The sequence below is a fragment of the Methyloversatilis universalis EHg5 genome (assembly GCF_000378945.1).
GTDB lineage: Bacteria > Pseudomonadota > Gammaproteobacteria > Burkholderiales > Rhodocyclaceae > Methyloversatilis > Methyloversatilis universalis_A.
The window spans coordinates 3,610,273-3,630,039 of the sequence record NZ_KB900539.1; the positions used below are offsets into that span (position 1 = coordinate 3,610,273).

The 19,767-nt window shown below is 68.1% G+C and carries 17 protein-coding genes; 4 read left to right on the forward strand and 13 right to left on the reverse strand.

Translation table 11 applies throughout. The features are described from left to right. Window positions 1-11: 11 nt before the first annotated feature. Window positions 12-2,672, reverse strand: coding sequence for a helix-turn-helix transcriptional regulator (locus METUNV2_RS0116415; protein ID WP_018230562.1), 2,661 nt, complete (start codon window positions 2,670-2,672; stop codon window positions 12-14). 79 nt (window positions 2,673-2,751) lie between these two features. On the opposite strand from METUNV2_RS0116415, the gene METUNV2_RS0116420 reads away from it, so the two are divergent. Further along, on the forward strand, window positions 2,752-3,666 hold the full coding sequence (locus METUNV2_RS0116420) for a LysR substrate-binding domain-containing protein (RefSeq protein WP_018230563.1): 915 nt from the start codon (window positions 2,752-2,754) through the stop codon (window positions 3,664-3,666). Window positions 3,667-3,676: 10 nt separating this feature from the next. Here the strand turns inward: METUNV2_RS0116420 and METUNV2_RS0116425 are convergent, their stop codons facing one another. The 9 genes from METUNV2_RS0116425 to METUNV2_RS0116465 form a co-directional block, all read right to left on the reverse strand. Further along, a complete protein-coding gene (locus METUNV2_RS0116425; RefSeq protein ID WP_018230564.1) occupies window positions 3,677-4,651 on the reverse strand; it encodes a PDR/VanB family oxidoreductase in 975 nt (324 codons plus the stop codon). 51 nt (window positions 4,652-4,702) lie between these two features. Beyond that, window positions 4,703-5,149 carry a GlcG/HbpS family heme-binding protein gene (locus METUNV2_RS0116430; protein WP_018230565.1) on the reverse strand — a complete coding sequence of 149 codons (447 nt, stop codon included), beginning with the start codon at window positions 5,147-5,149 and terminating at the stop codon, window positions 4,703-4,705. Next, window positions 5,146-5,574 (reverse strand): tautomerase family protein, encoded by a 429-nt coding sequence (locus METUNV2_RS0116435; protein ID WP_018230566.1) that lies wholly within the window; start codon window positions 5,572-5,574, stop codon window positions 5,146-5,148. The genes METUNV2_RS0116430 and METUNV2_RS0116435 overlap by 4 nt, the downstream gene beginning before the upstream one ends. Window positions 5,575-5,588: 14 nt before the next feature. Beyond that, on the reverse strand, window positions 5,589-6,359 hold the full coding sequence (locus METUNV2_RS0116440) for an SDR family NAD(P)-dependent oxidoreductase (protein ID WP_018230567.1): 771 nt from the start codon (window positions 6,357-6,359) through the stop codon (window positions 5,589-5,591). Between the two features lie 5 nt (window positions 6,360-6,364). Beyond that, window positions 6,365-7,300 carry a catechol 2,3-dioxygenase gene (locus METUNV2_RS0116445; RefSeq protein ID WP_018230568.1) on the reverse strand — a complete coding sequence of 312 codons (936 nt, stop codon included), beginning with the start codon at window positions 7,298-7,300 and terminating at the stop codon, window positions 6,365-6,367. Between the two features lie 57 nt (window positions 7,301-7,357). Continuing rightward, the gene (gene dmpG / locus METUNV2_RS0116450; RefSeq protein WP_018230569.1) at window positions 7,358-8,410 is read right to left on the reverse strand and encodes a 4-hydroxy-2-oxovalerate aldolase; all 1,053 of its coding nucleotides are present in this window, start codon (window positions 8,408-8,410) and stop codon (window positions 7,358-7,360) included. Further along, the gene (locus tag METUNV2_RS0116455) at window positions 8,410-9,324 is read right to left on the reverse strand and encodes an acetaldehyde dehydrogenase (acetylating) (RefSeq protein WP_018230570.1); all 915 of its coding nucleotides are present in this window, start codon (window positions 9,322-9,324) and stop codon (window positions 8,410-8,412) included. Before METUNV2_RS0116455 ends, dmpG begins: the two co-directional genes overlap by 1 nt. Window positions 9,325-9,333: 9 nt before the next feature. Continuing rightward, the gene (locus METUNV2_RS0116460; RefSeq protein WP_018230571.1) at window positions 9,334-9,762 is read right to left on the reverse strand and encodes a 2Fe-2S iron-sulfur cluster binding domain-containing protein; all 429 of its coding nucleotides are present in this window, start codon (window positions 9,760-9,762) and stop codon (window positions 9,334-9,336) included. A 178-nt stretch (window positions 9,763-9,940) separates the two neighbouring features. Further along, window positions 9,941-11,668, reverse strand: coding sequence for a sigma-54-dependent Fis family transcriptional regulator (locus METUNV2_RS0116465; RefSeq protein WP_036271408.1), 1,728 nt, complete (start codon window positions 11,666-11,668; stop codon window positions 9,941-9,943). Between the two features lie 236 nt (window positions 11,669-11,904). Here METUNV2_RS0116465 and METUNV2_RS0116470 point away from each other — a divergent pair, with 236 nt between their 5' ends. Further along, window positions 11,905-12,945 (forward strand): aromatic ring-hydroxylating dioxygenase subunit alpha, encoded by a 1,041-nt coding sequence (locus METUNV2_RS0116470; protein ID WP_018230573.1) that lies wholly within the window; start codon window positions 11,905-11,907, stop codon window positions 12,943-12,945. A gap of 121 nt (window positions 12,946-13,066) precedes the next feature. After that, a complete protein-coding gene (locus METUNV2_RS0116475; protein WP_018230574.1) occupies window positions 13,067-14,680 on the forward strand; it encodes a GGDEF domain-containing protein in 1,614 nt (537 codons plus the stop codon). 157 nt (window positions 14,681-14,837) lie between these two features. Here METUNV2_RS0116475 and METUNV2_RS0116480 read toward each other — a convergent pair whose 3' ends face one another. From METUNV2_RS0116480 to METUNV2_RS0116490, 3 genes are all read right to left on the reverse strand, one after another. Continuing rightward, the gene (locus tag METUNV2_RS0116480) at window positions 14,838-17,342 is read right to left on the reverse strand and encodes a chemotaxis protein CheW (protein ID WP_232415697.1); all 2,505 of its coding nucleotides are present in this window, start codon (window positions 17,340-17,342) and stop codon (window positions 14,838-14,840) included. A gap of 231 nt (window positions 17,343-17,573) precedes the next feature. Then, window positions 17,574-18,095 (reverse strand): PepSY domain-containing protein, encoded by a 522-nt coding sequence (locus tag METUNV2_RS0116485; protein WP_018230576.1) that lies wholly within the window; start codon window positions 18,093-18,095, stop codon window positions 17,574-17,576. A gap of 180 nt (window positions 18,096-18,275) precedes the next feature. After that, window positions 18,276-18,770 carry a hypothetical protein gene (locus METUNV2_RS0116490; protein ID WP_018230577.1) on the reverse strand — a complete coding sequence of 165 codons (495 nt, stop codon included), beginning with the start codon at window positions 18,768-18,770 and terminating at the stop codon, window positions 18,276-18,278. Window positions 18,771-19,041: 271 nt separating this feature from the next. Here METUNV2_RS0116490 and METUNV2_RS0116495 point away from each other — a divergent pair, with 271 nt between their 5' ends. Beyond that, window positions 19,042-19,767, forward strand: a complete 726-nt coding sequence (locus METUNV2_RS0116495) for a PEP-CTERM sorting domain-containing protein (protein ID WP_018230578.1) — start codon at window positions 19,042-19,044, stop codon at window positions 19,765-19,767.

Here is a 19,767-nt window from a genome sequence, read left to right on the forward strand (position 1 = left end):
CAGGGGCCCGTTCAGGGAATCAGGCCGCGCTGGCGGGCGGCGCGCACCGCCAGCGGCCGGCGGCGCACGCCCAGCTTTTCGAAGATGCGCTTCCAGTACCACTTCACCGTGGTGTCGGCGAGGCCCAGCCGGGCGGCGATTTCGGCGGTCTGCAGATTGGCCGCGGTGAGGCCGAGGATGTCCAGTTCGCGCGCCGACAGGCTGCGTGGGTCGTCCGGTGCGGCGGGCGCGGGCGGCAGTGCCGCCGCGCCGCCTTCGAACGCACCCAGCAGCGCCGCGCACAGCGGATCGCCCGGCTGTTCCGCCAGCAGCGCGCGGATGTCCTCGCCCTCGTCGACGAAGCTGCGCACGAAGTCCGCCCCGGCCCGCCAGCGCAAGGCATCGGCCAGCGCACGGCGGGCGGTGGCCTGATCGCCGCTGCGCCGGGCCAGTGCCGCGCGCAGCAGAGACAGCCGCAGCGCAGGCGCCAGACACTGGCGATCGGCCAGCCAGTGCACCCAGCGCCGCAGCCGGCCCAGCGCCTCGGCATGCGCACCCTGCTCGAAATCGATGCGCGCCCGCGCCATCGTCAGTGCGACTTCGGCGCTGCCGCAGAACAGGTCTGCCGCCGGCGGCAGGCCGGCCGGCGCACGGCCTTCCAGCTCACGCGCGGCCGCCCTGGGCTGACCGTCGAGCAGCAGCAGGCGCACCCGCTCCGCCTGCATGTGCGCGCGCAGCCGCGGCAGCCGGTATTCGTCGGCCAGCCGCAGTCCGCGGTCCAGTGCCAGATGGGCGGCGTCGGTCTGCCGCCGCGCGCGCGCCAGCCGCGCCGCGGTCAGGTGGCGGGCGATGACCGAATCGACCAGCCCGAATTCGGTGGATGCGCCGTGCGCGGCGGCGCACTGCGCCAGCAGCGCGTCGGCTTCGTCCAGCCGGTTGCCTTCGCAGGCCAGCGCCGCCAGCTGGGCGGCCGGCATGGCGGCCAGCAGCGAGCCTTCGCCGTGGATGCGCACCGCGGCTCGCATGCCCTCTTCGAACGCCGCGCGGGCCAGCGCAAGCTCGCCGCGCAGCGCGTGGGTGCTGCCGATGACGGTTTCGCTGAACACCATGCCGTACAGCGCACCGGCTTCGCTGAAGCGCTGCCTGAAGGTGGCGGCGCGCGCCGCGGTCAGGGCGCAGCGGTGGCTTTCACGTTCGCACATCATCTGCGCCACCGCGACCGAACCGCTCATGAAATCGGCCCCGCCACCGTGCGCGGCCTGCCAGGCCTCGCCGGCGTTCAGCGCACCGTCGACATCGTCGGTGAATACCTGAAGCATGAAGCGGCGGTGCGCCAGCCGCGGCTGCAGCGCGGGCGCGTCGGCATGTGCCGCCACCGCGTCGAGCGCGCGGCGCGCGTCGTCGAAGCGCCAGCGTATCGTGTGTTCCCACGCCAGTTCGAGCTGCAGCCGCGGCTGCGCCTCGGCCACCTCGGGTGGCAGCCGCGCGGCCAGCGCACGCAGCGTGGCGGTGCGGCCGCTGACGAACAGCGGCGTGCTGAGCGCATCGACCAGCGCGCCGGCGCGCGCCATGTCGCCCGCGGCCAGCGCGTGCTCGACCGCTGCCTCGGTCTGACCGTGGGCCGCCAGCCAGTCGCAGGCGCGCCGGTGCAGCTGCGGCACCCGCTCGGGCCGGGTGCGCTGCAGCCGCTGCCGCAGCAGATCGGCGAACAGCCGGTGGTAGCGGTAGCCGTGGCGCTCGCGGTCCAGCGACAGGATGAACAGGTCGCGCCGCTCGGCTTCGGCGATCAGCGCGCGGCTGCCGCCGGCGTCGAACAGCGCGTCGCACAGCGCATGATCGAAGCGTTCGAGTATCGAGGTGGCCAGCAGGAATTCGCACAGCGCCGGCGGCTGGCGGCTGAACACCTCCTCCATCAGGAAGTCGGCCACGTCGCGGTCGGCGCCGGAGAATTGCTGCAGGAAGGCGTCGACATCGCCGGCGCCGCCGAGCGCGATCGCGGCCAGCTGCAGGCTGGCGGCCCAGCCTTCGGTGCGCGCCAGCAGCCGTTCGATCTGGTCGCCGGTGAGCGGCGGTGCGCCCGCGCCCTGCATGAAGCCCGCGGCTTCAGCCCGGGTGAACGCGAGCGCGGCGGCGTCGATGTCCGTCACGTCGCCGGCCGCCCGCAGCCGGGCCAGCGACAGCGCGGGCACGCCGCGCGAGGCGATCACCCAGCGCACCGGGTCGAGCGGTGCGCGCAGCAGGGTCGCCAGCAGTTCGAGCACGGCGGCATCGTCGATCTGGTGCAGGTCGTCGATCACCAGCAGCAGCGGAGCGTCGACCGCGGCCAGTGCGGACAGCAGCGCCTGGGTCAGCGCCGCGGCGGACGGCGCCTCGCCCTGCTCGGCGCCACTGGCGATCAGGCGCTGCGCCTCGGCCGCGGGCCGGGCGCCCGCCTCCTGCATCGCCGCCAGCAGATGGGCGCAGAAGCGCACCGCGTCGCGGTCCTGCGCATCGGCGGTGAGCCAGCCGGCGGCGCCCCCCTGCGCCCGGTGCCCGGCATACAGCTGGGCGGCAAGACTGGTCTTGCCATAGCCGGCCGGTGCGGCGAGCAGCAGCACCCGGGCCGGCGCGTCGGGCATCAGGCGCGGCCGCTTCAGCAGCGGCCGGCGTGCAAGCGGCGGGTGCAGCTTGGTGCGCAGCAGTTCCATCGTCATGCGTGCAGTCCGGTCACGGCCGTCGGTGCGGCGTTAGAATCCGGCCCTCCTGCGCAGCGCGCTCCGGGCCGTCGATACCGTGGATCTGAGACATCTCAAGTACTTCATCGCCGTCGCCGAGGAACAGAACATCGGCCGCGCGGCGGCACGGCTGAACATATCGCAACCGCCGCTGACGCGGCAGATCCAGCAGCTCGAGGAAGAGCTGGGCGTGCGCCTGTTCAACCGCACGCCGCGCGGCATGGAGCTGACCCAGACCGGCGAGGTGCTGCTGCACGAGGCGCGCAACATCCGCTCGCTGGTCGAGCAGGCGACCGAACGCACGCAGCGCGCCGGCCAAGGCAAGCTGGGCCGGCTGGACGTGGCCATCTTCGGCTCCGCCATCCTCGATTCGATCCCCAAGCTGCTGCTCGCCTTCCGCCGCAAGTATCCGGAAGTGAACATCGTGCTGCACACGATGACCAAGAGCGAACAGATCGAAGCGCTGCGCCAGCGCCGCATCACGGTGGGCTTCAACCGCATGCTGGCGCCGCTGCCCGACCTGTCGACCACGCTGGTGGCGACCGAAAAGCTGCTGCTGGCGATCAACGAGGGGCACGAACTGGCGGCGCAGGACACGGTGCCGCTGAACGTGCTGGCGAAATTTCCGCTGGTGCTGTTCCCGACCGGGCAGCGGCCCAACTTCGTCGACAAGGTGCTGGGCCTGTGCCGCGACATGGGTTTCGTGCCGGAAATTTCGCAGGAGGTGGGTGACGCGGTGACCGGCGTGGCGCTGGTGGCGTCGGGCTTCGGCATCAGCCTGGTGCCGGAATCGGTCACCAGCCTGAAGATTCCGGGTGTCATCTACCGCCCGCTGCGCAACCCGCCGGCCCAGGCGGCGGTGGACCTGAGCTGCCTCTACCGCTCGGACGACGAATCGCCCATCCTGTCCGCCTTCCTGGAAACCGTGCGCGAGTTCCGCGAAGAGCACGCGAAGCGCGCCAGCGCGGGCTGAGCGCCCGGGCCTACAGATCCAGCACCAGGCGCGGCGAGCGCGCGCGCGAACAGCAGGGCAGGAACTGGTCGTTCTTCGCCTTCTCGGCGTCGGTCAGATAGGCGTCGCGGTGGTCCGGCGTGCCGTCGATCACCCGGGTCAGGCAGGTGCCGCACACGCCCTGTTCGCACGAGTAAGGCAGTTCGATGCCGGCATCGGCCAGCGCCAGCAGCACGCTGCGGTCGGCCGCCACCGGAATGACCCGCCCGCTGCTGGCGATCTGCACCTCGAACGCAGCCGACGTGGCATTCGCATCGACCGGCGCCGAGAAGTATTCGAAGTGGATGTTGCCCTCCGCCCAGCCCAGCCGCTTCGCGGTCGAGGTGACGGCATCGAGAAAGCCGCCGGGGCCGCACACGTACAGATGCGTGCCGGCGTCCGGCGTCGCGAGCAGTGCCGCCAGGTCGGCTTTCTGTTCCGCCGGTCCATCGTCGAAGTGGAAGCGCACGCGGTCGGCGAAGGCACTGTCCTGGATCCGCCCGAAGAACGCGGTACGGTCCTTCGAGCGGGTGCAGTAGTGCATTTCGAAATCCGCGCCGGTCGAGGACAGGCGCTCCGCCATGCAGAGGATGGGGGTCACCCCGATGCCTCCTGCCAGCAGCAGGCTGCGACCGGCCTCGTGAGCCAGCGCAAAGTGATTCTTCGGCGCGCTGATGTTGATCAGCGCACCTTCGGCGACGTCGACATGCATGCCGACCGAGCCGCCGCGCGACTTCGGATCGCGCAGCACGCCGATCAGGTAGCGATGACTTTCCGCCGGGTCGTTGCACAGCGAGTACTGGCGCACCAGACCCGGCTTCACTTCGACATCGACATGGGCACCGGCGGCAAATGGCGGCAGTGCGCCGCCGTTCGCCGCGACCAGTTCGAAGGTGCAGATGTCCAGTGCGTCGACCGTCTTGCGGGCGACCCGCACCGGAAACAGGGTGGAGGTGGCTGTGTTCATGACTTCAGTCCTTCATGCTGCGCCCGCCGGCCTTGCGGCGGGTATGGAAATTCATGCGTCCGGCGCATGCAGCGCATCCAGCGCCGCCTGCGCGCAGGCTTCGTCCTGCGCCTCGCTGCCGCCGGACACGCCGATGCCGCCGATGCACGCATCGCCGTCGTGTATCGGCAGGCCGCCGCCCAGCACCACCAGGCGCGGTCGGGCGGACAGACCGATCTTCAGGTGCTCGGCGTCGCCGAACACCTGCATCCACTGTGCGGTCGGAAAACCGAAACTGGCCGCGGTATAGGCCTTGTCGACCGCGAGGTCGGCCGAATGCAGGAAGGCGCCGGGCATGTGCAGGAAGGCCAGCGTATTGCCGCTGCGGTCGACCAGCGCGGCGTCCACCCGTATGCCCAGCGATTCGGCCTTCTCGATCGCCGCGGCCACCGCGCGCTGTGCGGCGCGCCAGCCCAGGCTGGGCAGGTCGATGCGGCCGCTCACCGCCGCGGCCTTCATGCCGGCTTCGCGGCCGCGGCGGCGCGTGCCTCGATCTCGCTGCGACGCAGTGCGCTGGCCGGCTGACCGGCGATGCCCCAGTCCTCCGGATCGACCTGTCGACAGCAGCCGCGCACCAGTTCGCGGCGCACGCCCAGCACCTCGACCAGCAGGTCGGTGAAGGCAGCCAGCAGGCGCTGGCGCTGCTCTGCCGGCCGGCCAGCGAGCACGATGAAATCGAAGAAGGGCGCGTGCTGACCGCTGGCGCTCACCAGTTCGCCGGCGACCGCGAACTGTTCCGGATCGTGCGGCGTGATGAAGGCACGCACGCGATCGATCGGCGAAGCCAGCACCTCGGCATACAGCGCCGAGGCGCGCTTGAGCAGGCGCTCGTCCTGCTCCGGCGTGCTGCTGCCGGCCACCAGATGAAAATTGACGATGGGCATGGCGTGACTCGTATTCAGGGCAGGCCGCGGCGGCGGCCGGAATCCAGCATCAACGTGGCGCCGGTCATGGCGTCGGCTTCGGGCGCCAGCAGCGTGCTCACCGCCCAGGCGACCTGGGCCGGCGTGGTGAAGGCGCGGATCGATGATTCGGCGCGCATGTCGTCGAGCACCGTGTCGACCGTGACGCCGCGCATCGCCGCCCGGTCGGCGGCCACCCGGTGCAGGCGCGCGGTGTCGGCCGGGCCGGGCGCGATCAGGTGGGCGGTGATGCCGCGTTCGCCATAGGCCAGGCTCAGCTGGCGCACCGCATTGACCAGCGCCGCGTTGGCGATGCCGGCGGAGGCGGCGTAGGCGGTCGGCTCGAAGCCGTAGTGGCCGCCGATGGCGATCAGGCGCGAACCGGCGACCAGACGCTCGTCGACCGCACGCACCAGACGCAGCAGACCGCCGACCTTGATGTTCACCGCATCGACCAGAGCCGCGGTCGGCGCGTTCAGAATGCCGCCGGCCACGGCGACGCCCGGGCCATGCACCACCGCGCGCACCGGCCGGTCCACGCTCGCGGTCAGCGCGGCGATGGCGCTGTCGTCACCGATGTCGGCGACACAGGCGCGCACGCCCGCGCCCACGCCCGCAAACTCACTGCACAGCGCGTCGAGTGAGCCGGCGCTGCGCGCCACCGCGACGACGCCGAGTCCGGCCTGCAGCAGCCGGCCGACGATGGCTTGACCGAAGTCGCCGGTGGCACCGACGACCACCGCCAGTTCTGCCTGCTTCCCGTCCATCGCGATCAGCCGGTCAGCACGTTGAGGAAGCTTTCGCGCACGATGTTGTCCTGCGCGAAAGTGGCGTGGCCCAGTTCGGTCGTGTCCCACACCAGCGTGGGCGTATCCGGGTAGTGCACATAGCCGCCGCTGAACACCTCGTTGCGGTTGCCCGAAGGGTCGAAGAAGTAGATGGTCGCGCCGCGGGTAACGCCGTGCCGGTTCGGGCCGACATCGACCGGAATGCGGTACTTGCCGATCAGGTCGGCCGCGTGGATCACGTCATGGGTCGATTCCAGCAGGAAGGACACGTGATGGAAGCGACCGGGCGTGGGCTGCAGCACGAAGGCCACGTCGTGCGGCTTGGTCGAACAGCTGAGGAAGAGCGCCAGCGACTGCTTGCTGTCGGCGTCGATCAGCTTTTCGCTGAGGTCGAAGCCGAACACCTCCATGAACAGCCGTGCCGTCTCGTCGATGTTCACGCCGCCAAGCAGCGCGTGGTCGAGCCGGTTGATGCGGAAGCCGCGGATGACGCCTTCGTCCGGCAGCACGCCCGGATTCAGCGTACCCAGCGTATTGCCGGTCTGGTCCTTGTGCGCATAGAGCTGCATCACGTGGCCGCTGGGCAGCGTGAATTGCAGGCGGCGACCGCTCTTCGGATAGACGCCAGCCTCGATGTGGCTCACTTCCAGTCCGAAGGCGCGGATCTTCGGTTCCAGATCGTTCAGGGTCTGGTCGTCATACACCTTGAACGCCAGGTAATCCATGCCCGGTGCATCGGCCTCGCGCAGCACGATGCTGTGGTGGTCGTGCTCGTCCCACGCCTTGTAGTAGACGCGACCGTCCGCGTCGGTCATCACTTCATGCAGGCCCATGCGGTCGCCGTAGTGCTGCTTCGACACCTTCATGTCGAGCACGCGTATGGCGACCTCACCCAGTCTCAACACCGATCTCAGCGACATTCCTCTCCTCCTTTTATATGTGTAGGGGTCGCGTTTCCGGAGATGGCTGCCGCAGCGTCAGGCGACGCTTTTAAGCAACCCTCTTTCCTTGGCCATGGTCATGGCCGTGTCCTCGATCATGTCTTCCTGCCCGCCTATCATCTTGCGCCGGCCGAGCTCGACCAGAATGTCGCGCGCCGGCACGCCGTAGCGTTCGGCCGCGCGCTTGGCGTGCAGCAGGAAGGTGGAATACACGCCGGCGAAACCCAGCGTCAGCGATTCGCGGTCGACGCGCACCAGGTGATCCATCATCGGCACGATGATGTCTTCGGCCACGTCCATCAGCCTGAACAGATCGACGCCGGTGTCCATGCCCATGCGCTCGCACACCGCGGCGAACACTTCCAGCGGCGTGTTGCCGGCACCGGCGCCGAGGCCGGCCACCGAGCCGTCGATGCGGCTGGCGCCTTCCTCGATCGCGGCGATCGAATTGGCGATGCCCATGCCCAGGTTGTGATGGCCGTGAAAGCCGATCTCGGTTTCGGGATTCAGCACCGCACGCAGCGCGGCCACGCGGGCGCGCACGTCGGCCGGCAGCATGTAGCCGGCGGAATCGGTGATGTAGACGGTCTGCGCGCCATAGCTTTCCATCAGCTTGCCCTGCTGCGCCAGGCCTTCCGGCGTATTCAGGTGGGCCATCATCAGGAAGCCGACGGTGTCCATGCCCAGCTTGCGCGCGAAGGCGATGTGCTGCGGCGAGGTGTCGGCTTCGGTGCAGTGGGTGGCGATGGTGACGCTGCGCGCGCCGCAGTCGTAGGCCGACTGCAGTTCGCGCATGGTGCCCAGACCGGGAATGAGCAGCACCGAAATCTTCGCCTGCTTCATCTGCGGGCACACCGCGCGCAGATAGTCTTCGTTGCTGTGCAGCGCGAAGCCGTGCTGCAGCGAATTGCCGCCGAGGCCGGCGCCGTGGGTGACCTGGATCAGCGGCACGCCGGCGGCGTCGAGCGCGCTGGCGACGCGCACCATCTGGTCCACGCTGATCTGTTCGCGCTTGGCGTGCATGCCGTCGCGCAGGCACATGTCATGTAGGACGACCTTGCGTCCTTTCAGGCTCTGATCGGCGCTCATCACGCGGTCTCCAGGGGTTTCAGCTCGATGCGGCCGGACAGCAGCTCGTGCGCGAACATCTCTGCGGTGCGGGTGGCGGCGGCGGTCATGATGTCGAGGTTGCCGGCGTAGCGCGGCAGGTAGTCGCCGAGACCGGCGACCTCCATGAACACCGACACCTTGCGCTCGTGGAACACCGGCCCGTTCACCAGCCGGTAGCCCGGCACGTAGGACTGCACCTCGCCGATCATGGCCAGGATGGATTCGGTGATGCGCGCCTCGTCCGGCGTGTCGTCGGTCAGGCAGTAGATGGTGTTGCGCATGATCATCGGCGGGTCGGCCGGATTGATGATGGCCAGCGCCTTGCCGCGGCGCGCACCGCCGACGCGGCAGATCGCGTTCGAGGTGGTGTAGGTGAATTCGTCGAGATTGGCGCGGGTGCCCGGGCCGATCGAGCGCGAGGACAGGCTGGCGATGATTTCCGCGTACTCCACCGACTGGATGCGCGACACCGCATGCACGATGGGTATGGTGGCCTGGCCGGCGCAGGAAATCATGTTCACGTTCATTTCCACGCGGTCCATGTGCTCGCGCAGATTGACCGGCGGCACGCACAGCGGCCCGATGGCGGCCGGCGTCAGATCGACCATCATGACACCCAGCTCGTTGAGCTTGCGGCTGTTCTCGGCATGCACGTAGGCGCTGGTGGCGTCGAAGGCGATCTGTATGCCGTCTTCGCGCACATGGGGCAGCAGGCCATCCACGCCGTCGGCGGTGGTTTTCAGGCCCAGTTCGCGCGCCCGCGCCAGACCTTCGGACGCCGGGTCTATGCCCACCATCCACACCGGCTCCAGCACCTCGCTGCGCCTGAGCTTGTAGATCAGGTCGGTGCCGATATTGCCCGACCCGATCAGCGCACATCTGATCTTCGCCACTGCTGCCTCCTAGCTCTGGTTCGGGAGGCCGCTCCGGCCTCCGCTCCGTTCCGCCTGCGACGCGCTGTCGACCAGCCGCCGCACGGTATTCGCCATCTGTCCGATCACCCGCACCGTCAGGTCGCTGTGCGGCACGATGCGGCAGGCCAGCACCCGGTGCTGCAGGCGGTCTTCTGCGGTCACGTGGTCCACGCTCATCTTCAGCGCGGCGTAACGCCCGCCCAGCACTTCCACCTTGCACACGCCGCAGCCCCCGCCGCGACAGCCCACCGGTATGTCGCGCAGACCGCGCGCCAGCATGGCGGTGAGCAGCGCATCGCCGGCGCGGCAGCTGAAGGCACGATCCAGACCTTCTACCGTCACCGCGTAACTCGCTGCCGCGTGCCCGGCTTCGTGCCTTGCCTCACCGGCCTGCACACGCTGAACCTGTGGCTCCATGCATCCTCCGCATCGCGCCCCGTGTGTCCGGTTCAGCGCGGCCCGGGGCGTCGTGTCCAGAAAAAGTTACCCCGCTCGGACAATACGATCCAATACCATTTGATCGGCGGCGCCATACGGTAAAGGTATGAACAGGCGCACAGCCGCGCCAGCCGGATACCGCAGCGCAGCAAGCCCTTCAGCCTGGAGAGGTGGTGCGGCGCCGCATGCGGGCCACGCGGTACTGCATCTGGCCGCGACCCAGCCCGAGTTCGCGTGCGGCCGGCGCCAGCTTGCCGCCGTGGCGTTCGAGCGCGGCACGGATGACCGCCTCTTCGATGTCGGCCAGCGTGCGCCCGCCGGCCAGCAGACCGGCGGCGGTATCGGGCGCATCGCCGCTGGCGGCGCGTGCGGCCATGCCGTCGCCGCGCGCCACCACATCGCCGCTGGGCAGCACGCTGAAGGACTGCCAGTCGGTCACTTCGCCGCCGGAAAACAGGTGGTGCACGTCGAGCGCGCCATCCGTATCGGCCAGGATGACCGCGCGCTCCACCATGTTTTCCAGTTCGCGCACATTGCCCGGCCAGTCGTAGTGCCACAGCGCGTCGAGCGCATTGCGGGTGATGCCGCGTATGCGCTTGCCGAAGCGCTGGCCGAAGCGCTCGACGAACACGCCCAGCATGAGCGGAATGTCCTCGCGCCGGTCGCGCAGCGGCGGAATGCGGATCGGGAACACGTTGAGCCGGAAAAACAGGTCGGCCCGGAAGCGGCCTTCGGCCACCGCGCGCCGCAGGTCCTCGTTGGTGGCGGCGACGATGCGCACATCCACCTTGCGCAGCTGGCTGCCGCCGACCCGCTCGACCTCGCGCTCCTGCAGCGCGCGCAGCAGCTTGCCCTGGGCATGCAGCGGCAGGCTGCCGATCTCGTCGAGAAAGAGCGTGCCGCCGTGCGCGCGTTCGAAGCGGCCCGGCCGCGACACCGAAGCGCCGGTGAAGGCGCCGCGGTCCACGCCGAACAGCTCCGCCTCGACCAGATCGTGCGGGATGGCGGCGCAGTTCAGCGACACGAAGGGGCCGGCCGCGCGCGGGCCGATCTGGTGCAGCGCGCGCGAGAAACGCTCCTTGCCGACACCGCTCTCGCCGAGGAAGAGCACGGTGGCGTCGGTCTGCCCGACCCGCTTGAGCAGATAGACCACCGAATTGAAGGCGGTCGACGCGCCCACCAGCTCGTGTTCCAGTGGCGACACCGCCTCGAAACCGACTTCGCCTTCCGCGCTGGCTTCGGCCGCGCGCCGCTGCATCGGCGGATCGACGAAATCCTCCACCTGCATGAAGTGCAGGTCGGTTTCCGCATTCGGCCATTCGGCCACCGGCCGGATGACCGCCCGGCAGCGCGCGTGCCCCATGGCCACGCACTCGACCTCGCGCACCAACAGCGGCCGGCCGAAGGCGCTGGTGGCGAAGGCAGTGGCGTAGCCCACATTCATCCAGCAGGCCGGCGAACCGCTGATGCCGAACTGCTGCAGGTGGGCCTCGGCTTCCCACGAACTGGTCCAGGTGAAGTCGCCGAAGAATTCACCGGCGTCCTGATTGAAGCGCACCTCCAGAGGCGTGTTGCGCACATAGCCTTCCATGTCGCGCAGGCGCGGCCCCAGCGACACCGCGGTGGCCACGTCGTCGCCGAAGGCGTCGCGCACCCGGCGGTGATCGGCCAGACCCTGCTGGTAGCCGAGCCGGGTAAACACGCCGCGCGCCATGTCCGATCCCAGCCGCTCGACCAGTTCGCGCCGCAGTTCGGCCATCGAGAAGCCGTGCATCAGCAGCATGCGCTGGTCGAACAGCATGATGTGACCGGTATCCGGCGCGAAACGCAGGCGCTCGGTCAGGCGCTTGTCGGCGTCCGGAACGCCGGCGGTGGATGGCTGCATGCGGAACTCCCCATGATCGATGAGCCGCACATCATGCATGAAATCATGCACACAGCACTCCAACACTACCAATACCGCACGTTTTCAATCTGTCAGACAGGATGCGATTGCAGCCCCGGCCAAGAAATCCTTTCACATCAAAAGGCTGGAAGAACCCCTCCGTGTGGCACGGCGCTTGCGAAGGCGGCGCCACCTGAACAACAAAGGGCCGGCATGGCCCGTACGGAGGAGAAGAGATGGCTTTCCTGCACAACGCCTGGTATGTCGCGGCCCTGTCGACCGAAGTCGAGGACGAGGCGCTGTTCCACCGCAAGATTCTCGGTCTGTCGATGCTGATCTATCGCCGCGGCGACGGCACGCCAGTCATCCTGCGCGACCGCTGTCCGCACCGCTTCGTGCCGCTGCACATGGGCAAGCGCATCGGCGACGACGTGGTCTGTCCCTACCACGCGCTGCGTTTCGACTGCACCGGCAAGTGCGTGCACAACCCGCACGGCGAAGGCCACATTCCGCGCGCGGCGGTGGTGCAGTCCTTCCCGGCGGTCGAGCGCCACGGCTTCGTCTGGGTATGGCCGGGCGACGCCGACAAGGCCGACCCGGCCCGCATTCCCGACTATTCGCTGCTGGATGGTGGCCACCCGAATTCCAAGGGCTGGGCCTATATGCACATGAAGGCGAACTACGAAATCATCGTCGACAACATCATGGATCTGAGCCACGTCGACCATGTGCACGGCCCGCTGCTGAACACCGCCGGCAAGCTCACGCCGCAGATTCCCAGAGTGATCGAGGACGGCAACACGGTGAGCGTGCGCTGGGAATGGCACCAGGATCCGCCGATGGGCTTCTTCTCGCCCTTCCTGCCGACGCCGGGTACCGGCGCCGAACATCACGTGGGCGTGGTATGGACCGCGCCCAGCACCATGCTGCTCACCGTGGGTGCGGTGCAGGGCAGCAGCAATCCGGATGACGGCCTGCTGTCCTGGGACCACCACCTGATGACGCCGGAAACCGACACCTCGACCCACTACTTCTTCGGTTCGCGCCGCAACTGGCTGGTCGAGGATGCCGAACTGAACCGGATGAAGATGGACGGCACGGTGGCCGCCTTCAGCACCGAGGACAAACCCATCATCGAAGCAGCCCAGGAAGAGATGGGCACCACCGACCTGTGGTCGCTGAAGCCGGTGCTGCTGTCCGGCGACCCGGCACCGGTGCGCGCCCGCCGCATGCTCGCCCAGCTGATCGAAACCGAAGGCGCGCAACGCCGCGCCTGAGCGCCACCACGACCCGCACCGACCGGACATGTCCGGCGGGCACGCACACGTGTCCGCCGGACCGGTGCAACAAAGCCGGTGTATAAGGGCCGCTCAGCCCTTTCCGACGCCGACACCCGCAGTGGCCGAACAGACACCGTATTTCTTCACCAGCATGCGCAACTGGCTGCTCGGGCTGGTGCTGGCGTCACTGCTGCCTCTGGCGCTGTTCGCCACCCATCTGCTGGTCGCGCTGGGCGAACAGAGCCAGCGTGCCACCAAGGACAATCTGGTCCAGCAGACCGAACTGGTGGCGCGCGCGCTGAACGAGCGGCTGAGCCGTGCGGTCGGTGCGCTGACCGCGCTGGCGCAGGACGAATCCTTCCTGACCGGCGACCTCGAACGCGCTTACCAGCAGTCGCACCGGCTGGTGACCGACAACCCGGAATTCCGTGCCGTGGTGCTGATCGGCCGCGACGAGAGCATGGCCTTCTTCACCGCCCGTCCTTTCGGTGCCGCCCTGCCTGCGGTCAGCGATGTGCCGGCGCTGCACGAGGTGTTCTCAAGTGGCCGGCCGGTGCTGTCCAATGTGTTCAAGGCGCCGGTCAGCGACCGCCACGTGGTCGCGATCGGCGTGCCGGTGCGCATCAATGGCGAGGTCGCCTACTGCCTGCGGCTTGTGCTGCTGGCCGACACGCTGGCGCAGACGGTGCGCGACCAGGACCTGCCGGAAGACTGGATCGCCACCACGCTGGACGGCTCGGGCACCGTGGTTACGCGCACGCTGGGTTCGGAACAGTTCGTCGGCAAGACCGCATCGACGGTGCTGGCCGCCGCCTCCCGCGAAAACCGCCGCAGCATCTTCAAGCGCGTCACCTCGGAAGGCATACCGGTCACCACCGCGGTCAGACCGGTGGGCAACTGGGGCTGGGATGTCGCCGTCAGCGTGCCGGACGGCACCCTGTACGGCCCGCTGCACGATTCGCTGGCCAAGTTCGCGGTGATCGGCATGGTGTCGCTCGGGCTGGCATTGAGCTTCGCGCTGTGGATATCGCGTTCGCTCACCCGCCAGTTCACCGTCGTCGCCCGGCCGGGCAGCACACCGCAGCGGCTGCGCGTTGCCGAACTGCAGTCAATACAGCACCACCTCGCCAGCGCGGAACAGGAGCGCCGCCGTTCGGACGAGGCACTCGACACGCTGTCCGAGGACTACCGGGCCGCCGAAGCGGAACTGTTGCAGGCACGGCGCGATTCGCTGACCCGGCTGTACCGTCGCGAAGCTTTCGCCGCCGCCTACATGCAACTGCAGCAGCATCTGCCGGACAGCGACCGCATCGCGCTCATGTTCATCGATCTGGACAATTTCAAGGCGATCAATGATCTGCAGGGTCACTGGCGGGGCGACGAGGTGCTGCGCGAAGTGGCCGGCGTGATCGGCCAGAGCCTGCGCGGCTCGGATCTGGCCGGCCGGCTCGGCGGCGACGAATTCGTGGTGGCGCTGGTGGCGCCGGCAGATCAGATCGAGGCGATCGCGGCCACGCTGGCAGAACGGCTGATCGAGGCGATACAGGCGATCAACGCCGGTCTTGGCGCCAGCATAGGCATCGTGATTGCCAGCGGTGACAGCACGCTGCCGGCATTGCAGCGGCTCGCCGACGGCGCGATGTACCGCGCCAAGCACGCTGGCAAGGGCCGCTACTGCCTCGTCAAATACAGCGCCACCGATGACACGCCTTCATCTGGAAGCACCGCCTGATACATCGCCGTTACACCTGCTTGCATCTGTTCACACCTGTCCGGCATGGGCTTCGATACTCTGAATCGTGTGCTGACTGCTCTTTTGAGTGGCCCGGACCAACCCTCCTTCTTGATTGCCCGCCCTCCCCGGCGGGCTTTTTTTTGGCCGGCGCCGCTCAGGCCGGCGCCAGTACCGCGTCCGGGGCGTCCAGTTCGCCCGGCATGCGCTCGCGCAGCATGTCGTACAGCGCATCGAGATCGAGCACCGACACCAGTGGCTGCGCCGCGCCGGTGCTCAGCAGACGTTCCAGCCAGCGGAAGCGCCCGGCCATCATGTCCGGCATGGCGCGAATGTCCTGTTCGCCACATTCGATCACGCTGACCAGGTCATCGACTGCCAGCCCCATCCGCCCCTGGCTGCACTGCGCCACCACGACATGCGCGCCCGTGCTGGCGGCCCCCGCTGCCGGCAGCCCGAAGAAGGCGCGCAGGCTGATCACCGGCACATGGGCGTCGCCGTCGTCCATCACCAGCACGCCGGCCACCAGCCCCTCGCCACTGCCGATGCGACGTATGCGATGGCTTTCGGCCGCCTCCTGCACCCGGTGAGCGGTGACCGCAAGCAGACGGTCATGCAGCCGGAACACCGCGAATTCCTCGCCCTCGCCCGGCCTCACCGCGCACTCGCCAACAAGTTCATGATCGTGCCTGACCGGTGTCCCACCGTATTCGGGCAGCGCCAGTGCGACCACCGCCAGCAGATCGTTGCGGTAGTCACCGGTGGTCTTGTACTCGCGATAGCCGGCCGACGTCGCCACGCCTGCCATGTGCCGCACGCCGGCGATATCGACGAAGGCATGCCGGCTTTCGCCCGGCGCCAGACCGGTGGCGAACGCGCCCAGCGCCAGCGCGCTTCCGGCCGGCAGGTCGTCGCGGGTGCTGGCGACGACACGGCCGTCTCGCTCGCAGAACGCTGCCCACACGCCTTCGCGGTCGGGCAGCAGTTCGCCCAGCATGGCGCGGAACTCACGGTCCGATTCGAACACGATGCCGATGCCGCCGACCACCCGCGCCTCGTCGTGCGGCGCGCGGATGGCCGCGTGATAGACATAGGTCGACCGGCCGCCGTGAAGCGGTGTCGGCTCGAATGGCGACACCGCGTAGCGCTGGCTGTCTGACAGTTTCAGCACCGCGTCACGCATGCGCTCGTCGAGACGGGCACCCCGCACCGCGTCGCCGTCGCCGGACAGCGCACTGCAGGCCACGATGCGGCCTTCGACGTCGTGCACGAACAGACGGTCGTACACGGTGTAGAGCCGGTTGATGCCGTCGAGCAAGGGCCCGAGCGCACGCGGATCGCCTCCTTCTGCCAGCGTCGCGCGCAATGCCGGCGCCAGCGCCCACCAGCGGCAGTCGTTGGCGCGCTCGTACAGATTGCGGTCCATCACATCCATCATGAGCCGCGACACGAACTGCAGGTCCTGCAGCGTGGACGAGGTGATGGTTTCGGACAGCGCGGCCAGCGCACGTGAGAACACCGCGCGGGTACGCTCGCCGGTTTCGCTGATCTGCTGCAGCATGGACTTGAGCTTGAGCGCATCGCCACGCCGGCCGCCGGCCATGACCTGGCCGTTCCACACCACGCGGTTCAGCGCGTCCTTGATCGCACCGGCCTGCTGCTCGATCGCGGCCAGTTCCGCGCACTGCAGCACGGCGTCCTGCGCCACGCCGTCCGTACGGAAAGCATCGTCACGGAAGGCGAGATCGGCCGGCACCATCACGTGGCCACGCCAGCCCGGTCCGCCATAGCCCTGGTAGCCGGTGGCTGGCCGGGTGCAGGCGATGTACTCGCGACCGCCGAATTCGGTCAGCGCCCCCAGCCCGTCATCCGCCATCTCAGGCGTGCGGCCGAGCGCCACATGGTCCGGATCGCTGCTGGCAATGACCCGGCCGGCGTCGTCCAGCAGCAGCATGACCGCCTTGTCGCGCGGCCGGCGGAAGGTGCGGAAGATGCCGGCCATTTCGTCGTCGAAGCGGAAAGACAGCACCAGCACGCCCAGCGTGCGGTCGTTCGCGCCGTCAATGCGGCGGGCGTAGACCAGTGCACGCTCGCGGCCCGGGAACAGCGCGCACGCACCGAAGCGCTCGACATAGCCCGCCGCGGCCAGCGCTTCAGCCGCCAGCGCAGCATCGCCGTCCGGTCGCACGCCGTCGCCGATGGCCGCACACAGCCGGCCGTCGGGCGCGAGCACGCACACCGCGTCATACACCGTGTATTTGCGGATGTACTCGTGCAGCCGTGCCTCGACCGCCTCGCGGGTCACCGCACCGCCATCCAGAAAGGCACGCAGGTCCCCGTCAGTCGCCAGAAAGCCCACATCGGCGGTCCGTTCGTACAGATTGCGCACCACCACATCGACCACCGCCTGGGCGCGCGCGCGCATCTGCAGCGCCACCTTGTCTGCGTTCTGTGCCGCCAGCGCACGCACCAGTTCGCGCTCCAGCCGGCCGAAAGCTTCGCGGGTGCTGGCCATGGCCGGCAGGATGGTCTTGGCTTCAGCCGGGCACACCATCTTGGCGGTGGTTTCGATCAGCTGCCAGGTGAAACGCAGTTCAGCCAGTTCGCGCTCGCAGGCGAGCACGCCACGCATATGGGGAAGCAGGGATTCAGTCCAGGTCACCGGTCGCTCCGAGTAGTGGTTCACCCGGCTGAACGGCCGTGAAAGGAAGAAGTTAAGCGATTGATAAGAAATCACTTTCGTGGTGCATGCGCGCACCACTGCGGCGCACAAAAGCGGCATCAGGCGACGGTCATGCCCCGTGACGGCGCATGCGGCGGTCAACGAAAAAGGGGGCCGCAGCCCCCTTTTTCGTTCAGCAGGCCGGCTGTTTCAGCCGGTCGTTCTGCCGCTTCACTCCTTGCCGATCTGCCACTTCTCTTCCGACTGCGAAGTGATTTCGCCGGATTCGGTATCCACTTCCAGCTTCACTTCCTTGCCGTCGGCAGTCCGGATGTCGAACTCGTAAGAGCCCTTGCCGTCGGATTCGATTTCGTACTCGACCTCGACGATTTCGCCCGGCACCTTCTTCAGCGCGATTTCACGCGCCGCGGCTTCGCTCACCTTGGCCCCCGAGAATTTCGGATGGTCCTTCTTCACCTCTTCCTCGATCTCGGTCACCTTGCCGGTCTTGCCCGAGCACTCGACATCCCAGGCCTTGCCGTCGGCACCTTCGATGTCGAATTCGTAGTTGTAGCCCTCGCCGCGCTCATTCTTCAGTTCGACCTTCACCACAGAGCCCGGCTTCGCCTTCAGCGCGGCTTTCAGGCACTTTTCGAAGCCAGCCTCGGTCTTCGGGAAGGGGTTGGCGGCCATCGCCGGTACGGCGAAGCCGGCGGCCAGCAGCATGGACGCGAGCAGCGTTGTTTTTTTCATGGCGTATTCCTTGGACTTGAAATGGGGTCCGCGCATGTTGCAGCGCGGTATTCCAAGTCTAGCTCCGACGCGGGAATTCTTCCCGGACGCCGGTCAAGGCGCTCTTCTCTCGGGAAATATTCCCGGTTTTTACGGGAATATTTCCCTGCATCGCCGCGCGAGCGACCCCGCCCGCTGCATTCAGTCGCGGCCATGTCCATGACCATGCCCCTTTCCATTTCCGTTTCCATGTCCCCGGCCACCGCGTTCATGCCGGTCGTCGTCGCGGTCGCCGCGCCCCTGGTATCCGCCACGGTCGTCCCGCCAGTCGCGGCGATCGTCGTAACGCGCCTCGTGATGCTCATGCCGTTCGCGATAGCGCGGCACATACACATCGTTGTACCAGCGGTCCTGGACGAAATAGACCGGCCGGCCACAGGCCTCGTAACGGCCGCAGTACTTGCGCCAGTTTTTGGCGTGGCCCGGCGGCACGTGCATGTATACAGGCGCCATCACCGCCCCCGGCACGATCACCACCGGTTGCGGATAGATCAGCTGCGGACGCGGGTAGTAGTCGCCGATGTCGATGTGGCCGTAGAAACCGGGCTGGCCGATCGAGATCGACACCCCGACATCCGCCGCCATCGCAGAACCGGCCGTCGCGCTCAGAGCGAGCGCCATCATCAGTGCTTTCATCGTCCTTTCTCCTTAACGGGTGCCTCCTTCAACGCGCGAAGCGCAAAGCGGTGCACCTGGACCTGTAATCGGATATTCCTGCGTTCAGGATGGCAGTCCGCCGGGCGGCGACCTGTAGGACGGGATGAAGTGCCGACGTAGGCGAAAGGCACAGTGCGCAACGAATGCTTCAGATTGTGAAGACCCGGCAAGTGTTGAATTAGTCGCTATCGGCGGGCGCGACGCTGCCGGTACTGTGCGAACCAATCCGACAAAGCAGTGAAGGCACGCAATGAAACTCCGCTCCCTGTTCCGCCCGCTGGTCATCGCAGGTATCGCCGCCTGCTCCACCGCACAGGCCGCGCCGCTGCTGCTCAGCGACTATGCCGTCACCGGCCCGGCGACCACCGTGCGCTTCGCCAACCTGACGCCACGCCTGAACGGCCAGCTGAATGCCGGCGGCTTCCACTCGTCACTGACGGGTTCCAGCGACCCGGCGCTGCAGAACTTCGTGTCCTGGTGCATCGACATCTTCCAGCCGGCCAAACTGGGCGTGACCGTGAATGACTACACCCAGGTCACGCTGGCACAGTACGGCTCACTGTCGGCCGAGCGCGGCGCCATGCTGGGCAATCTGGCGTCCATCGCCTATGACCAGGCGCTGAACAACAGCGTGTCGTCCGCCGCCTTCCAGCTCGCGGTGTGGGAAATCGTCAACGAGACCAGCCACAACCTCGATCTGTCGAAGAACACGTTCAAGGCCTGGGGCGCAACCGACGGTTCGCTCGCACTGGCGCAGCAGTGGCTCAATGCACTGCCGCAGCAGCAGACCCGATTCGGCTTCGACATCTTCGCCAGCGCCACGGCACAGGACGTGATCCGCTTCTACGAACTGCCGAAGCCGCCGCTGGCCGCCGCCACAGCCGAATCGGTGCCGGAACCGGGCGCGCTGGCCCTGATCGCCCTGGCTGGCGTGGCAGCGTTTGCCACCCGCCGCCGCCGCGCACTGCCGGTCTGA

Excerpts from the sequence above, each read along its gene's own strand:
- METUNV2_RS0116415 (WP_018230562.1), bottom strand. The coding sequence starts at position 2,672 with ATGACGATGGAACTGCTGCGCACCAAGCTGCACCCGCCGCTTGCACGC.
- METUNV2_RS0116425 (WP_018230564.1), bottom strand. The coding sequence starts at position 4,651 with ATGAACACAGCCACCTCCACCCTGTTTCCGGTGCGGGTCGCCCGCAAG.
- METUNV2_RS0116430 (WP_018230565.1), bottom strand. The coding sequence starts at position 5,149 with ATGAAGGCCGCGGCGGTGAGCGGCCGCATCGACCTGCCCAGCCTGGGC.
- METUNV2_RS0116435 (WP_018230566.1), bottom strand. The coding sequence starts at position 5,574 with ATGCCCATCGTCAATTTTCATCTGGTGGCCGGCAGCAGCACGCCGGAG.
- METUNV2_RS0116440 (WP_018230567.1), bottom strand. The coding sequence starts at position 6,359 with ATGGACGGGAAGCAGGCAGAACTGGCGGTGGTCGTCGGTGCCACCGGC.
- METUNV2_RS0116445 (WP_018230568.1), bottom strand. The coding sequence starts at position 7,300 with ATGTCGCTGAGATCGGTGTTGAGACTGGGTGAGGTCGCCATACGCGTG.
- dmpG (WP_018230569.1), bottom strand. The coding sequence starts at position 8,410 with ATGAGCGCCGATCAGAGCCTGAAAGGACGCAAGGTCGTCCTACATGAC.
- METUNV2_RS0116460 (WP_018230571.1), bottom strand. The coding sequence starts at position 9,762 with ATGGAGCCACAGGTTCAGCGTGTGCAGGCCGGTGAGGCAAGGCACGAA.
- METUNV2_RS0116465 (WP_036271408.1), bottom strand. The coding sequence starts at position 11,668 with ATGCAGCCATCCACCGCCGGCGTTCCGGACGCCGACAAGCGCCTGACC.
- METUNV2_RS0116470 (WP_018230573.1), top strand. The coding sequence starts at position 11,905 with ATGGCTTTCCTGCACAACGCCTGGTATGTCGCGGCCCTGTCGACCGAA.
- METUNV2_RS0116485 (WP_018230576.1), bottom strand. The coding sequence starts at position 18,095 with ATGAAAAAAACAACGCTGCTCGCGTCCATGCTGCTGGCCGCCGGCTTC.
- METUNV2_RS0116490 (WP_018230577.1), bottom strand. The coding sequence starts at position 18,770 with ATGAAAGCACTGATGATGGCGCTCGCTCTGAGCGCGACGGCCGGTTCT.
- METUNV2_RS0116495 (WP_018230578.1), top strand. The coding sequence starts at position 19,042 with ATGAAACTCCGCTCCCTGTTCCGCCCGCTGGTCATCGCAGGTATCGCC.